Here is a 15,224-nt window from a genome sequence, read left to right as displayed (position 1 = left end):
CGATGATGATGCAAAGAGGAACGGACTTCATGAACGACCAGATTCACTCCGACGGCTCGGGCCACGAGCACGGAGCACTTGGCGATGCCGAGTTCGCGGAGTTCATGGAGCTCGCCGCGCAGGAAGGCTTCGATGCCGAGGAGGTCGAGGGCGCCCTCGACGAGGCCGGTCACGGCCCGCTTCCCGTGCTCGCCGTCGTCGGCCGCCCCAATGTCGGCAAGTCGACCCTGGTGAACCGGATCATCGGCCGCCGCGAGGCCGTCGTGCAGGACAAGCCCGGCGTCACCCGCGACCGCGTCAGCTACGAGGCCGAATGGGCCGGACGGCGCTTCAAGGTCGTCGACACCGGCGGCTGGGAGCAGGACGTGCTGGGCCTCGACGCCTCCGTCGCCGCCCAGGCCGAGTACGCCATCGAGACGGCCGACGCGGTCGTCTTCGTCGTCGACTCGACCGTCGGCGCCACCGACACCGACGAGGCCGTCGTCAAGCTGCTGCGCCGGGCCGGCAAGCCCGTCGTCCTCTGCGCCAACAAGGTCGACGGACAGAGCGGCGAGGCGGACGCCAGCGCCCTGTGGTCGCTGGGCCTCGGCGAGCCCTACCCGGTCTCCTCGCTGCACGGCCGCGGCACCGGCGACATGCTGGACGCGGTCCTGGAGGCCCTGCCCGACGCCCCGGCCCAGAAGTTCGGCACCGCCCTCGGCGGCCCCCGCCGCATCGCCCTGATCGGCCGCCCGAACGTCGGCAAGTCCTCCCTGCTGAACAAGGTCGCGGGCGAGGACCGGGTCGTCGTCAACGAGCAGGCCGGCACCACCCGCGACCCGGTCGACGAGCTGATCAAGCTCGGCGGCATCACCTGGAAGTTCATCGACACGGCCGGCATCCGCCGCCGCGTCCACCTCCAGGAGGGCGCGGACTACTACGCCTCGCTGCGTACGGCCGCCGCCGTGGAGAAGGCCGAGGTCGCCGTCGTCCTGATCGACTCCAGCGAGTCCATCAGCGTCCAGGACCAGCGGATCATCACCATGGCCGTGGAGGCCGGACGCGCCCTCGTCGTCGCCTTCAACAAGTGGGACACCCTCGACGAGGAGCGCCGCTACTACCTGGAGCGCGAGATCGAGACGGAGCTCGCGCAGATCGCCTGGGCCCCGCGCGTCAACGTCTCGGCCCTCACCGGCCGGCACATGGAGAAGCTGGTCCCGGCGATCGAGACCGCGATCGAGGGCTGGGAGACCCGTGTCCCCACCGGCCGGCTGAACGCCTTCCTCGGTGAGATCGTGGCCTCCCACCCGCACCCGATCCGCGGCGGCAAGCAGCCGCGCATCCTCTTCGGCACCCAGGCGGGCACCAAGCCCCCGCGCTTCGTGCTCTTCGCCTCCGGCTTCCTGGAGCACGGTTACCGCCGCTTCGTGGAGCGCCGCCTGCGCGAGGAGTTCGGCTTCGAGGGCACCCCGATCCACATCTCCGTCCGGGTCCGCGAGAAGCGCGGCCGCAACAAGTAGCACCCGCGCGCCGATCGGCATCGCCGCACGACGAAGCCCCGGGCCGCTCTCGCGAGAGCGGCCCGGGGCTTCGTCGTGCGGCCTGCGCCGCAGGGCCTCAGGAGTCCCGTGACCCCGGCGGGAGCGCCGCGGGCCGGGCCCGCCCCGCATGCCGCCCCACCCGCTGCCAGGAGCCGAGGGTCCCGGTGTGCTGGCTCTGCCCGCCGCTCCCGCTCTGGCCGTTGTGCCCGACGCCGCCGCTGTGCCCGGAGGGGGCGGGGTGACCGCTCAGCGCGGTCCTGGAGGCGAAGAGACCGGCGCCGAAGGCCGGGAAGCCGAGATTCTCCTCACCGCTCCGGTCGCCCGGCAAAGCCCGGAACGAGCGCCGGTACTCGGAGTACAGCGCGTCGTAGATCGGGGTGGGGGACGGGCCCCCCGACGGATCCTGCGCAGGACGCATGGCAGGGATCTGACTCTGATGCTGGCGGGAGGAGTCGTATGAGTGCACGTAGGTGCCAACGACCTCACCGCCCGTCGGATGCGGCTCCACCGGAGAAAACGCTGTTCGGCGGGGGCGTCCGAACCGGCCGGACACGATCAGGTCCCGGCCAGCGGCATCGACGCGGCGACCAGAAGCCCGTTGACCGCGGCCTTCTCCAGGGCGTCCCGGAGCAGGTCCTCGCGCGGCTGCTGGCCGATGGTGCCGGCCGGGGCGGCGAAGACGAGGACCGTCTGCGACTTGTTGGCCGCGGCCCGCCAGCCGTCGGTCACCTGGAGCGGCTGGTGGGCCTGCCACCAGGCGACCGGGTTGCCGCCTCCGGCGCTCGGCTGCAGCACGGCGTGCAGCTGGCCCACCGCCAGCAGCACGGACCAGCCCGCGAGGACCTCCGGCAGCCGGTTCATGTCGGGGGCGGGGCGGAAGCCCTGCTCCAGCAGCAGCTGGAGGAACTCGTCGCCCCCGCTGCCGTCGGTGCCGGGCCGGGCGACCGGGCCGGTCGGTTCGACGACCAGGGCCGGGCGGAGATCGTCCTCGATGAGGACGAGTCCGCTGGTGATGCCGAGGACGGCCTGTTCGGGCATGCGCCCCTCCGTATCCTTCTGCTCGCTACCGGTGATGCTGCGCACCGCGCCCTGGAGCTGGTCCTCGGCGACCTTGACGACCTGTGAGGGGATGCACGTCGCGTGGGCGAAGGCGAGGACGGCGGTCTCGTCGCCGATGAACAGCACCGTGCTGGTGCGTTCCTGGTCGGAGTCGCCGGGGGTGCGGCAGGAGGTGCAGTCGTAACTGCCCGGGGCGTTGTCGCCGACGAGCAGCCGGTCGGCTTCGTCGTCGCCGATCTCGGCGCGTACGTCCTGGCTGACGTCGAGCATGCGCGGCACGGGGGCTCCTCGAACTCGGTGCGTGGGCCGGGTGGTTCCCGGGCTCCATGAAGAGACAACGCGCCATCCGTGGCCGGGGTCACGCACCGGGGCGCACGGAAGTGCGGCACAGGTCGACACATCGGTACGTCGAGCAGTCGACGTACGGCCTTCCGGGCGGTCGGGGCGCGGCCCCGCTCCGTCGGCGCACGGCCCTCGCGTTCCGCCGGGAAGTTTTTTTACCGGGGCGCAGGCAACCTCCCGGCATTCTTCTACGTCAAGCTCGGAGTAAAGCCTTGGCGAAACGGGTGGTGGGTAACCGTCCCGCTGCCGAACCGGTGGTCCGCGCGCGATCCCGAAACGTCCGGGGCCTGCGGCTATCCGGATTGAACGCCTCCGGAACCCGCAGGTCAACGGCGGTTCGGCGGCGGAACGCGGATACCGTGCGGGATGTCGCGGATGCTCCGGAATTTCCCGGTTCATTTCGTGCAGAAATTCGCCGCACGTGCAGACTCGACAAGGCCGGACCGACAGGGGGAAACAGCGACACCATGCATATTTCTTTTCTTCTGCACAATGCCTACGGAATCGGAGGAACCATCCGGACGACGTTCACGCTCGCCCGTACGCTCGCCGAGCAGCACGACGTCGAGATCGTGTCCGTCTTCCGGCACCGTGACGCCCCCGTTCTCGGCGCACCCGACGGCGTGACGCTGCGCCACCTCGTCGACCTGCGCAAGAAGAGCGCGACGTACGACGGCGACGACGCCGAACACGCCCGGCCGGCCGCGGTGTTCCCGCGCGGGGACAGCCGGCACCAGCAGTACAGCAGGCTCACCGACGCCCGCATCACCGCCCATCTCCAGGCGGTCGAGGCGGACGTCGTCGTCGGCACCCGCCCCGGACTCAACGTGCACCTCAGCCGGGCGACCCGCCGCGGACCGGTGCGCGTCGGGCAGGAGCACCTGACGCTCGACAGCCACGGCTACCGGCTGCGCCGCGAGATCGCCCACCGGTACGCGCTGCTCGACGCGCTCACCACCGTCACCCGTGCCGACGCGGACGACTACCGGAGCCGGCTGAAGCTGCCCGGCGTACGGATCGAGTCCATCCCCAACGCCGTTCCCCGGCCTGCCTGTCCGCCCGCGAGCGGCGACCTGAAGTGGGTCGTCGCGGCGGGCCGGCTGCACCGGGTCAAGCGCTACGACCTCTTGGTGCGGGCCTTCGCCCAGGTGTCCGCCGCCCGCCCGGACTGGCGGCTGCGCATCTACGGCGGCGGCGACGCCACCGGCGACGAACAGGCGTCCCTGCGCACCCTCGTCGACGAACTCGGCCTGCACAACCACGTGTTCCTGATGGGCTCGGCCAACCCGATGGAGGCCGAGTGGCCCAAGGGGTCGATCGCCGCCGTCACTTCGGACCGCGAGTCCTTCGGCATGACGATCGTCGAGGCGATGCGCGGCGGTCTGCCGGTCGTCGCCACCGACTGCCCGCACGGGCCGGCCGAGATCGTCGAGGACGGCGTCGACGGGCGGCTGGTGCCGGTCGGCGACCCGGACGCGATCGCCGCCGCGCTCCTCCAGCTGATCGAGGACGACGGACTGCGCCACCGGATGGGCGGGGCCGCGCTGAGCGCCTCGGCCCGCTTCGACCCGGCGCGGATCGCCGAGCGCCACGAGAGCCTGTTCACCGAGCTCGTCGCCCGCGGAGCCCAGGGGCACGGGCACGGCGCCCTGCGCACCGCGCTGCACCGCACCCGGGGCAGTGTCCTCGACGGGGCCTACGCCCTGCGCTACAAGGCCGCCGACGTACTCCGCAAGGGAAGGGCCGCATGACCCCCGCCATAGCCGCCGTACGGGCCGACTGCGCCGCCGACCCGGCCGGGACGCTCACCTTCGACTTCGACCTGACCGTCCCGGCCTCCCTACCCGCCCCCGCGCCCGCGTCCGTGCTGCTCCTGCGGCGCCGGGGCGCGGCCGGCCGCAAGCCCGGCGGCACGGTGCGGATCCCGCTCGGCGAGTCCCGTCCCGGGCGGCTGCGGGCGGTGCTCCCGGCCTCCACCGGGCTGTCCGAGGGGCGCTGGGACGCCTATGTCGAGGAGCCGGGAGCCGGGACCGTCCGGACCGTGGAGCCGGGGCTGCGGGACCTGCGGGCCCTCGTCGACCGCAGCCCGGACACCGGAGCCGCGAGCGTCAGCGCCCGGGTGCCCTACCCGACCGCCGACGGCCGGCTCGCCGTGCGCTGCTGGGTCCGGGCCCCGCACGCCGAGGCGGGAGCCGTCGTCGTCGGCCCGGACGGCATGACGGTCCAGGGCGCGCTGTACGGCGTCGCCGTGGGGGAGGGGGCCACCGTGGAGGCCCGGCTGCCCGGGAACCCGGCCGGGGCGGCGCACAGCTTCCCGCTCGCCCCCGACGGGCCGTCCGGCGGTTTCGCCTTCACCCTGCCCTACGGCCCGCCGGCCGAGGGGCCGGTGCGCGAGGCGCAGCTCTGGCAGCTGTGGCTGGTCCCGGCTGCGGGCGCGGCCGGGGTCAGGATCTCGCGCATCCTCGACGACGTCTGGTCCCGCCACAAGTCCTTCGTCTACCCGGCCCGAGCGGCGGCGCCCGGGGTGCTCGCCACTCCCTGCTACACCGCCGACAACGACCTCTGCCTCCGGCTGGAGCCCGGACCGGCGGACCGCTGAGGGAACCGAGGGCCGCGCGGACCGAGGACGGCGCGGACCGAGGGCTGAGCAGGTCGTGGGCTGAGCGGATTGCGGACCGTTTCCGTCCGCAATCCCTGGCAGACTCGCCCGTATGTTGGAGACCTCGGCACGACTGCTGCGCCTGCTCTCACTGCTCCAGGCCCACCGGGACTGGTCCGGCGCCGACCTGGCCGACCGGCTCGGCGTCACTCCGCGCACGGTGCGCCGGGACGTCGACAAACTGCGCGACCTGGGCTATCCGGTGAACGCGAGCCGGGGCACCGGCGGCGGCTACCAGCTCGGCGCCGGCGCCGAGCTGCCGCCCCTGCTGCTGGACGACGAGGAGGCCGTCGCGGTCGCCGTGGGCCTGCGCACGGCCGCCGGCCACGGCATCGAGGGCATCGGCGAGACCTCCGTACGGGCGCTGGCCAAGCTGGAACAGGTGCTGCCGAACCGGCTGCGCCGCCGGGTGAGCGCGCTCGGCGCGTTCACCGTGCCGATGCTGCACGGGGCGGACGACTCCGCCGTCGATCCCGCCGTGCTCACCGAGCTGGCGGCCGCCTGCCGGGACGCGGAGCGGCTCCGGTTCGCCTACCGGACCCACGGCGGGGAGGTCTCGCGCCGGACCGTGGAGCCGCACCGGCTCGTCTGCACCGAGCGCCGCTGGTATCTGGTGGCCTGGGACCCGGACCGGGCGGACTGGCGCACCTTCCGGGTGGACCGGATCACCCCGACCCCGCCGCACGGCCCCCGCTTCACCCCGCGCCCCCCGCCGGCGGACGATCTGGCGGCCTACGTCTCCCAGGGCGTCGCGGTCTCGGCGTACGCGGCCCGGGCCGTGATCCTGCTGAAGGCGCCGCTGGCCCGGGCCGCCCGCCGGGTGTCACCGTCCGCCGGGGTGCTGGAGGCCGTGGACGCGGAGAGCTGCCGGCTGACCGCGGGGGCGCCGGACCTCACCGTGCTGGTGATCCACGTGCTGATGATGGGGATCGATTTCGAGGTGATCGAGCCGCCCGAACTGACCGAGGTGATGCGGGAGGCGCGGGACCGGCTCACGCGCGCGCTCGACGGACCGTGGGACTCCCGGGTCGGGCGACCGCCCGCCGCACCACGCCCGGCGGGCGGGTGAGGGAAGCGTGCGGAAAGGAAAGGCGGGTTTACGGGGGCGGGAAATTCCGGTGTCCCTGTCATTCTGGCGACACTCCCCGGCGACGGGAAAAGAAGCAGGTCATCGCATGATTCCAGAAGGCTTCCGACACCTGCTCATGCCGGTGAACGGCGTTTCCCGTTAATGTCCGCCGGTGCTTCCGATCGGGTCCGTTCGAGTGAATAGGGTCGCGTATGCACGTGTGGGGATCCTGTGACACAAGCGTGACCGTCGTGGCATGAGGAGATGCAGGTGTATCCCCACCCCGTCGCCCTCCCGGCCCGGCCTTCCGTCACGGTCCGGGGCCGCCTACGGTGAAGGTATGGCATCTCTACCGACCCCTCCAGCACAGCCGGACGACGCCACCGAGGCGTACGTCGGCCTCGCCGCCGACGCCGCCGAGCGGCAGGCCAGGAGCCGAGGCTGGGACACGGTCCGGGCCGTTCCCCCGGGCGCGTTCCTCACCATGGAGTTCCGTCACGGCCGGATCAACTTCCAGGTCGAGGACGACACGGTGACGCGCTGCTGGGCGGGCTGACGCGCCGGTCGCACGGGTCCCCGACGACCGAAGGCCCCGACCGTGGTCGGGGCCTTCGTTGTGCGGGGGACGGCGTGCGCACCCAGGGGTTCCGGGGAGGCGGGATCAGCTGCCGGTCATCGGGCGCGCCGGGCTGCCGGTGCCGCGCGCGCCCCGCTCCGTGTGCGGCGGCGGCGGACGGCGGACGCCCGCCGGGGTGACCGGGACACCGCCCGGACGCACGGGGTGCCCGCCGTGGGCCCGCGCTCTGGCGCCCGAGGCCGGATGTCCGGCGGGGAGCACCGGCGGCTCGGCCGCGGCGGTCACGGTCCCGGCGCCGAGGCCGTCGGTGGCCATCGACTGCGGCAGCAGCACCGGCTGCGGCCCGGCCCCGGGTACGGGCGCCGGACCGGCGCCGTCGCGTCGCTCGCGCCACCGCTCGCGCATCGCGAAGATCCAGGCCTCGGTCCGGGCGATCAGCGGCTCGAACCAGGGCAGCGCCAGCAGGATGAGCAGCCCGGCCGCCCAGCCCAGCACGACGTCGCTGAGCCAGTGCGTACCGATGTACACGGTGGTGAGGCCGACGCCCAGCGAGACCGTCGCGGACACCGCCGACAGATAGCGCCTGGCGCGCGGCGTGGTGGCCAGATAGGCGAGGATTCCCCAGGTCACGACGGCGTTCGCGGTGTGCCCGGAGGGAAATATATCGCCGCCGGCGAACATCTCGGCCGAGCCGATCTGTGTCGCGTAGTGCGGACCGAGCCGGCCGAGCCCCAGCTTGACCGCGCCCACCGTCACGTTGAGCAGCAGCAGGGACGTGCCGAGGACCAGCAGCGGTCGGAGCGTGTGCTGACGCCAGGAGCGCCAGCCCAGCCAGCAGGCGACCATCACCGCTGTGGGGCCGCGCTGGCCGAGCACCACGTAGTAGTCCAGGAAGGCGTGCAGTTCGGGCCACTGCTGGTAGGGCCGGAACAGCATGACCTTCCAGTCCAGGGCCACCAGCCAGGACGTGATCAGCACCGCCCAGACGATGGCGAGATAGAACGCCAACGTCCCGCCGAAGAGGGCGATGCGGTGACGGCTCATCCGCGGTGCCACTATCTTCGGCGGTTCCGGCTCCCGGTCCAGCCGGGCAAAGATGTCGGTACGCACCCAATCGACGTTACAGCGAGTGAGTGTGCGAGCAGGCCAATCCGGGCTTTTTGTGATGACGATGTGATGTGGACTTTGTCTCGGAACGGCGTCTTTTCCGGGCGCGGAGAAGATTCTCCGTGATCTTGCGCCCAATTGCCCGGAGGTTCCGTTCGTAAGCGTGTTTGATCTCTCGGAAAGATAGGCGTACCGGAATCCGCGGCAATTGATCCCGCCATTCGGGGGAGGCCCGCACCGTCGCGCCGCGCCGCGCGACGCCCGCCCGGACCCCGTCACGACGGCCGTCCGGGCTCCTCGGACGGGATCCCCCGGCCGGTGCCGGAATGGCGTAGGCCACACTGTGCGGCGGACCGGGGTATGACGTGCGCCACGTGTGACCTCGCAGGACTCGCGTACGCTGACGGCTCACTCGCCCATCGATGCCGGGCCCCACGTCACCGTCGGTCCGCCGAGCGCGAGGGACTCATCGGGAGGTAGGCAGATGTCCGGGACGACCACGGCCGGGGTCCGGCTGCGCAAGGCCGCCGACGACGCCAACCGCTGGGTCGTCCTCGTGGTCCTCTGCCTGAGTCTCCTGGTCGTCGCGCTCGACGCGACCGTCCTCCACGTCGCCGTTCCCGCCGTCACCGAGGACCTGCGCCCGAGCGGCACGGCCCTGTTGTGGATCGTCGACGCCTACCCCCTCGTCTGCGCCTCGCTGCTCATCCTCTTCGGCACGCTGGGTGACCGGATCGGCAGACGCCGCGTGCTGCTCCTCGGTTACGCGCTGTTCGGCGTGGCCTCCGCGCTCGCCGCGACGGCCGACACCCCGGCGGTCCTGATAGCGGCCCGCGCCCTCCTCGGGGTCGGCGGCGCGATGATCATGCCCGCCACGCTGTCGATCCTGCGCCAGGTCTTCCCCGACCGCCGGGAGCGGGCGCTCGCCATCGGCGTGTGGACCGCGGTCGCCGCGGTCGGCGCCGCCACCGGACCGGTCGTCGGCGGCTTCCTGGTCGAGCACTTCTGGTGGGGCTCGGTCTTTCTGATCAACATCCCGCTGATGGCCGTGATCCTGCCGCTGGGCCGCTGGCTGCTGCCCGAGTCGCGCGGCGGCGACGACGGCCCGTGGGACGTGCTGGGCGCGCTGACCGCGGCGGCGGGCGTGCTCGGCGTCGTCCTCGGCGTGAAGCGTCTGGGCGGCGGCGCGGGGCTCCTGGATCCGGTCTCGCTGGGCCCGCTGGCCCTCGGGCTCGCGCTCCTCGTCCTCTTCGTACGCCGCCAGAAGCGCCGCAGGCATCCGCTGATCGACGTCTCGATGTTCGCCCGCCCGGCCTTCTCCACCGCCGTCGGCTGCATCGTGCTCGCCATGCTGGCCCTCGTCGGCCTCCAGCTGATCGCCGTCCAGTACCTCCAGCTGGTGCTGGGGCTCAGCCCGCTGGAGACCGGGCTTCGGCTGCTGCCGCTGACCTTCGCCGCGATGGCCGCGGGCGCCACCGGCTCGCACACCCTGCGCCGCGTCGGCCCCCGGCGCATGGTCGGCTGGGGCTTCGTCCTCACCGCGTCCTCGGTGCTGCTGCTCACCTCGATGGGGCAGCACGACCGGCCCGCCCTGCTGACCTGCGCGTTCGTCCTGCTCGGCTTCGGACTGCAGACCACGCTCTTCGGGGCGTACGAGTCGATGCTCAGCGACGCCCCCGCGGAGCGGGCGGGCGGCGCGGCGGCCATAGGCGAGACCTCCTACCAACTGGGCGCGGGCCTCGGCATCGCCCTGCTCGGCAGTGTCATGAACGCCTCCTACGCCCCCGGCCTCGCCGGCCTGCACGAGAAGGGCGTCCCCGCCCGTGCCGGGGCGGAGGCCTCCCATTCGCTCGGTGAGGCCTATCAGGTGGCCGCGCAGCTGGGCGGCCCGATGGGCGACCTGCTGCGCTCCACGGCCCGGCACGCCTTCATCGGCGGACTCCACACCACCCTGCTCGTCAGCGCGGGACTGCTGCTGCTCGGGGCGCTGGCCGCCCTGCGGCTGCCGAAGGCCATGGAGTGTCCGCCGCAGGAGGCGTGCCACCGGCGCGAGACGGACGACCACCGGGTCCCCGGCGCCGCCCGGCCGGCCGGGCCGGACCGCCCGGCCCCGCGCCCGATGGTGCCCGCGCGCCGCGAGCCGGCCGAGGCGACCGGCTCTGGACGAGCGGCACACTGAGCCGTAACGTCAGCACGACGCCCTGACTACCACTGCTAGTTTTCGGAGGGCGGGCGTCTCCCGGTCCCTCCGAGCACCGTGCGAGCCGCCGGAGGCACCCTCATGTCCAGCACCGAGTCCGCGAAGCCGTTGAAGCTCCCGCCGTTCGACGCGTCGGATCCCCTCGGCATCGACGACCTGCTCGGCCCGGACGACCTCGCGATCCGCGACACCGTCCGCACCTGGGCCACCGACCGCGTCCTGCCGCACATCGCCGAGTGGTACGAGAAGGGCGAGCTGCCCGGAATCAGGGAGCTGGCCCGGGAGCTCGGCGCGCTCGGCGCGCTCGGCATGTCACTGGACGGGTACGGCTGCGCCGGGGCGAGCGCCGTCCAGTACGGGCTCGCCTGCCTGGAGCTGGAGGCCGCCGACTCCGGGATCCGCTCACTCGTCTCCGTACAGGGATCGCTCGCGATGTACGCGATCCACCGCTTCGGCTCCGAGGAGCAGAAGCAGCGGTGGCTGCCCGGCATGGCGTCCGGCGAGATCATCGGCTGCTTCGGCCTGACCGAGCCCGACCACGGCTCCGACCCGGCCGGGATGCGGACGTACGCCAAGCGCGACGGCGAGGACTGGATCCTCACCGGCCGCAAGATGTGGATCACCAACGGCTCGGTCGCCGGGGTCGCCGTCGTCTGGGCGCAGACCGACGAGGGCGAGGACGGGCGGGGCATCCGGGGATTCGTCGTGCCGGCCGACGCTCCCGGCTTCTCCGCCCCGGAGATCCGGCACAAGTGGTCACTGCGCGCCTCGGTCACCAGCGAGCTGGTCATGGACGGGGTGCGGCTGCCCGCCGACGCGGTGCTGCCGGACGCGAGCGGGCTGCGCGGCCCGCTGAGCTGTCTGAGCCACGCGCGCTACGGCATCGTCTGGGGCGCCATGGGCGCGGCGCGGGCCAGCTTCGAGTCGGCCCTCGACTACGCGAGGAGCCGGGAGCAGTTCGGCCGGCCGATCGGCGGTTTCCAGCTCACCCAGGCCAAGCTGGCGGACATGGCCCTGGAGCTGCACAAGGGCATCCTGCTCGCCCACCACCTGGGCCGCCGCATGGACGCGGGCAGGCTCCGGCCGGAGCAGGTCAGTTTCGGCAAGCTCAACAACGTGCGGGAGGCGATCGAGATCTGCCGCACCTCGCGCACGATCCTCGGGGCCAACGGGATCTCGCTGGAGTACCCGGTGATGCGGCACGCCACGAATCTGGAGTCGGTGCTCACCTACGAGGGGACCGTGGAGATGCACCAGCTGGTACTGGGCAAGGCGCTCACCGGTCTCGACGCCTTCCGGTGAACGGGACGCGCCGGTACGCGCGCGCCGGCCGGATGCGTTGACCGGATCCTTCCGGCGAGCGCCCTGCTCAGCTCTGGTTGAAGAAGCCGCCGGCCTTGCGGCCGGCGGCTTCGCCCGCGACCACCTGGGTGTCGGCGGGGGACAGCAGGAAGACCCGGGTGGCCACCCGGTCGATCGAGCCGCGCAGACCGAAGATCAGCCCGGCGGCGAAGTCCACCACGCGCTTGGCGTCGGCGGGGTCCATGGCCGTGAGGTTGACGATCACCGGGACGCCGTCCCGGAACAGCTCACCGATGGCCCGTGCGTCCCGGAAGCTGTCCGGGGTCACCGTCGCGATCCGGCGGTCCTGCTCCTCGGCCGTCTCCGCGGCCACCTGCACCCGCGGGTCGGTGACCCAGGCCTGGTTGCCCGTACCGGTCTCCGCACCCTCGGCGTACTCGTCGTCGTAGTACCGCTCGTCGTTGTCCTCTACGAGGCCCAGCCAGGCACTCGCCTTGCGCACCGATCCCATGGACGCCTCCTCTCACCGCGGTTCCTTGGTGTTCCGCATCTCTTTCGTATCCCTATGGTCGACCATGATGCGGATACCGCGCCAAGTGGATAGTCGGCCCACAGGCGATTCGTGACGTTACTGGTGCAGAAGATGTGGCGATTCGTCAGGGTTCGCCCTGCGCAAGAGGGCTTGTAGAAGGAAAATATGATGCTCCGGCCGTACGGGTGATCCGGGGGACGTACGGGTGAACGGTGCACTCGATACGATGCACGACGCTCCGGTGCGCGAGCGTCGCGCACCGGCTCAACGGCTCACGGGGGATCGTCGTGTTCGGAATCGTCAGGCCCTGTACCCATCGGCTCTCCGAAGGCCTCAGGGTCGAGTGGATGGCCCATCTCTGCGGTCTGTGCCTGGCCCTGAGGGCGGATCACGGACAGTTCGCCCGTATCGTCACGAACTATGACGGACTGATCGTCTCTGTCCTGACGGAGGCTCAGGCGGGGCGCACGCCCGGAGGCCGGCGCACCGCGGGACCGTGCCCGCTGCGCGCCATGCGTACCGCCCCGGTCGCCATGGGGGAAGGGGCGCGGCTCGCCGCGGCCGTCTCGCTCGTCCTCGCCTCGGCCAAGGTCCGGGACCACGTCGCCGACCGGGACGGGCTGTTGGCCCGCCGCCCGGTCGCCGCCGCCGCGCGCCGGGTGGCCGCCGGGTGGGACCGGGCGGGGGCGCGGACCGGGGCGGCCCTCGGCTTCGACACCGCCCTCCTGGTCGACGCGGTCGACCGGCAGACCGGGATCGAGACGCTCGCCGGGCCCGGCACCCCGCTGCTGACGGTCACCGAACCGACCGAGACCGCCACCGCCGCCGCCTTCGCGCACACCGCGCACCTCGCCGGGAAGCCGCAGAACGCCGCGCCGCTCGCGGAGGCCGGCCGGCTCTTCGGGCGGCTCGCCCATCTCCTGGACGCCGTGGAGGACCGGGAGGCCGACGCCGCGTCGGGCGCCTGGAACCCGCTCACCGCCACCGGCACCCCGCTCTCCGAGGCGCGCCGGCTCTGCGACGACGCGCTGCACGGTGTGCGGCTCGCGCTGCGGGAGGCGGAGTTCACCGACGGCACGCTCGTCCACGTCCTGCTCGCCCATGAGCTGCGGCGCTCGGTCGACCGGGCCTTCGGCACGTCGTCCTGCTCGCACCAGGAGGGCCAGGGGCACCAGGGGCTGGTGCTGCCCGACCGCTCCTTCGGCCCGCCGCCCGGAAACCCGTACGGACCGACCCCTGGCCACCCCTACGGTCCGCCGCCCGGCGGCCCGGCCGCCCCGCCTCCGCCGCGCCCGCCCCGCGAGCGGCGCGGGCTGATCGCCGGATGCCTGGTCTGGGCCGGGCTCGCCTGCACCTGCCAGATGTGCTGCGGCAGCTTCGAGGACCCCTGGAGCCGGGAGCAGCGGCAGTCGCCGTGCCAGAGCTGCGGCGACTGCTGCGAGGCATGCAACTGCTGCGGCCAGTGCGGCGAGGGCTGCTGCTGTTGCGGGGACTCCTGCGGCTGCGACTGCTGAGCGGCCGGGCGCCGCCGGGCCGGTGTCAGGTCACTTCAGCTCGGGCGGCGAGATCTCGGACGTCTCGATCGCGGACTCGGAGGTGCCCCACTTCTTCAGGATCCGGTCGTAGGTCCCGTCCTCCTTGAGCCGGTTGACGGCGGCCTGGAAGGCGGGGGCCAGCGGGGTGCCCTTCTTGAAGGCGAAGCCCACGTCGAGCCGTTTGAACTCGTTGAGGAAGCGCAGGCCCTCCTGCTGGCTCACCGCGTAGCGCAGCCCGTTGATGGTGGACATCACCACATCGGTGCGGTTCTGCTGGAGCGAGATCCAGACGGCCGCCTGGTCGGCGTAGGTCTTGACGTTGTACGGCTTCTTGCCCGCCTCCGCGCACCGGGGCAGATTCTCCTGGAGCGTCACCTCGAAGGTGGTGCCCGCCCCGGTGGCCACGTCCAGCCCGCACAGCTGGGTGAGGTCGGTGACCTTCTTCAGCTCGCTGTCCTCGCGGACCGCGAAGCCCTGCCCGTCGTTGATGTAGGTGACGAAGTCGATGGTCTTGCGGCGTTCGTCGGTGACGCCGAAGTTCCCCGTGCCCAGGTCGTACTTGCCGCTGCCGAGCGCCGGCAGGATCGCCTCGAACGACGCCACCTCGCGCTTCAGCTCCAGCCCCAGCACCCGGGCCGCCGCGTCCGCGAAGTCGATGTCCGCGCCGGCCGGGGTGGAGCCGTCCTTCTCGTAGAACGCCCCGGGCGGAGTGCCGACGGACGAGGCGATCCGCAGGGTGCCCGCCTCGCGGACCCCGGCGGGCAGCAGCTTCGCCGCGGCCTCGTCCTTGCGGACCTTCGAGACGACATCCGCCGTCGGGGTCTTTCCCTTGGTGACGCCCTTGTCGGAGCCGCCGCCCGCCGGGTCGGCCGGCTCCGCGCAGGCGGTGAGCGTCAGCGCGGCCACGGTGATCAGGGTGAACAGGGCGGTATGTCGGGATCGGGACATGGCGGTGCTTCTCCGGGTTCGTCAGGGAGGCCGACCACCCCCGGGCCGCGGCGGCACGGAGGGGGCGGGCGAGGAGTGGCAAGGAAAATGGCGACGGGGAAACGCGACAGAGGAGTGACGTCGGAAGAGTGACGACAGAGCGGTGACAGAAGCGTTCAGCGGAGCGAGGGGAGGGCGACGCGGTGTGGTGAAGGTGAAGTCACACGGGGAACGGGGCTCGAACGCCGGAAGAACAGGCGTGAGCGGGTGGAACCGGACAGCAGAGGGTCAGCTCAACAGGAAGAGGACCACACGCGACCGAAGTCGATGTGGGAGCGGGTGACCAGCCACTGCTGCGGATGCATGGGCCAAGTTGAACAGGCATCCGAGTGCGC

General features: G+C 72.5%; 13 protein-coding genes. 8 read left to right on the top strand and 5 right to left on the bottom strand.

All coding sequences use genetic code 11. The features are described from left to right. Positions 1 to 29: 29 nt before the first annotated feature. Positions 30 to 1,499 carry a ribosome biogenesis GTPase Der gene (gene der, locus OG245_RS07060; protein ID WP_371622683.1) on the top strand — a complete coding sequence of 490 codons (1,470 nt, stop codon included), beginning with the start codon at positions 30 to 32 and terminating at the stop codon, positions 1,497 to 1,499. A gap of 97 nt (positions 1,500 to 1,596) precedes the next feature. Here the strand turns inward: der and OG245_RS07055 are convergent, their stop codons facing one another. Next, positions 1,597 to 1,938, bottom strand: a complete 342-nt coding sequence (locus OG245_RS07055; RefSeq protein ID WP_371622682.1) for a hypothetical protein — start codon at positions 1,936 to 1,938, stop codon at positions 1,597 to 1,599. A gap of 137 nt (positions 1,939 to 2,075) precedes the next feature. Further along, complete coding sequence (locus tag OG245_RS07050; protein WP_371622681.1) at positions 2,076 to 2,858, bottom strand: hypothetical protein; 783 nt, start codon at positions 2,856 to 2,858, stop codon at positions 2,076 to 2,078. Between the two features lie 530 nt (positions 2,859 to 3,388). On the opposite strand from OG245_RS07050, the gene OG245_RS07045 reads away from it, so the two are divergent. The 4 genes from OG245_RS07045 (at position 3,389) to OG245_RS07030 (ending at position 7,205) form a co-directional block, all read left to right on the top strand. Further along, on the top strand, positions 3,389 to 4,672 hold the full coding sequence (locus tag OG245_RS07045) for a glycosyltransferase family 4 protein (RefSeq protein ID WP_371622680.1): 1,284 nt from the start codon (positions 3,389 to 3,391) through the stop codon (positions 4,670 to 4,672). Further along, positions 4,669 to 5,520, top strand: coding sequence for a transferase (locus tag OG245_RS07040; RefSeq protein ID WP_371622679.1), 852 nt, complete (start codon positions 4,669 to 4,671; stop codon positions 5,518 to 5,520). Before OG245_RS07045 ends, OG245_RS07040 begins: the two co-directional genes overlap by 4 nt. 112 nt (positions 5,521 to 5,632) lie before the next feature. Continuing rightward, positions 5,633 to 6,649 (top strand): helix-turn-helix transcriptional regulator, encoded by a 1,017-nt coding sequence (locus OG245_RS07035; RefSeq protein WP_371622678.1) that lies wholly within the window; start codon positions 5,633 to 5,635, stop codon positions 6,647 to 6,649. 340 nt (positions 6,650 to 6,989) lie between these two features. Continuing rightward, entirely contained in the window at positions 6,990 to 7,205 is a 216-nt protein-coding gene (locus OG245_RS07030; protein ID WP_371622677.1) for an I78 family peptidase inhibitor, read from the top strand. Between the two features lie 105 nt (positions 7,206 to 7,310). Here OG245_RS07030 and OG245_RS07025 read toward each other — a convergent pair whose 3' ends face one another. Continuing rightward, complete coding sequence (locus tag OG245_RS07025) at positions 7,311 to 8,336, bottom strand: phosphatase PAP2 family protein (protein WP_371622676.1); 1,026 nt, start codon at positions 8,334 to 8,336, stop codon at positions 7,311 to 7,313. 481 nt (positions 8,337 to 8,817) lie between these two features. Here OG245_RS07025 and OG245_RS07020 point away from each other — a divergent pair, with 481 nt between their 5' ends. Both OG245_RS07020 and OG245_RS07015 read left to right on the top strand, forming a co-directional pair. Next, entirely contained in the window at positions 8,818 to 10,512 is a 1,695-nt protein-coding gene (locus OG245_RS07020; RefSeq protein ID WP_371622675.1) for an MFS transporter, read from the top strand. A gap of 102 nt (positions 10,513 to 10,614) precedes the next feature. Continuing rightward, positions 10,615 to 11,835 (top strand): acyl-CoA dehydrogenase family protein, encoded by a 1,221-nt coding sequence (locus OG245_RS07015; RefSeq protein ID WP_371622674.1) that lies wholly within the window; start codon positions 10,615 to 10,617, stop codon positions 11,833 to 11,835. A 67-nt stretch (positions 11,836 to 11,902) separates the two neighbouring features. Here the strand turns inward: OG245_RS07015 and OG245_RS07010 are convergent, their stop codons facing one another. Beyond that, on the bottom strand, positions 11,903 to 12,346 hold the full coding sequence (locus tag OG245_RS07010) for a cell division protein SepF (RefSeq protein WP_274345670.1): 444 nt from the start codon (positions 12,344 to 12,346) through the stop codon (positions 11,903 to 11,905). Positions 12,347 to 12,654: 308 nt separating this feature from the next. On the opposite strand from OG245_RS07010, the gene OG245_RS07005 reads away from it, so the two are divergent. Further along, a complete protein-coding gene (locus tag OG245_RS07005) occupies positions 12,655 to 13,881 on the top strand; it encodes a DUF5685 family protein (protein WP_371622673.1) in 1,227 nt (408 codons plus the stop codon). Positions 13,882 to 13,911: 30 nt separating this feature from the next. Here OG245_RS07005 and OG245_RS07000 read toward each other — a convergent pair whose 3' ends face one another. After that, positions 13,912 to 14,850, bottom strand: a complete 939-nt coding sequence (locus OG245_RS07000; protein WP_371622672.1) for an ABC transporter substrate-binding protein — start codon at positions 14,848 to 14,850, stop codon at positions 13,912 to 13,914. Positions 14,851 to 15,224 lie beyond the last annotated feature (374 nt).

This window comes from Streptomyces sp. NBC_01116 (assembly GCF_041435495.1).
In the GTDB taxonomy this organism is placed as follows: domain Bacteria; phylum Actinomycetota; class Actinomycetes; order Streptomycetales; family Streptomycetaceae; genus Streptomyces.
Note: the sequence above shows the minus strand (reverse complement) of the source record. Positions and strands in the feature narration are given on the sequence as shown.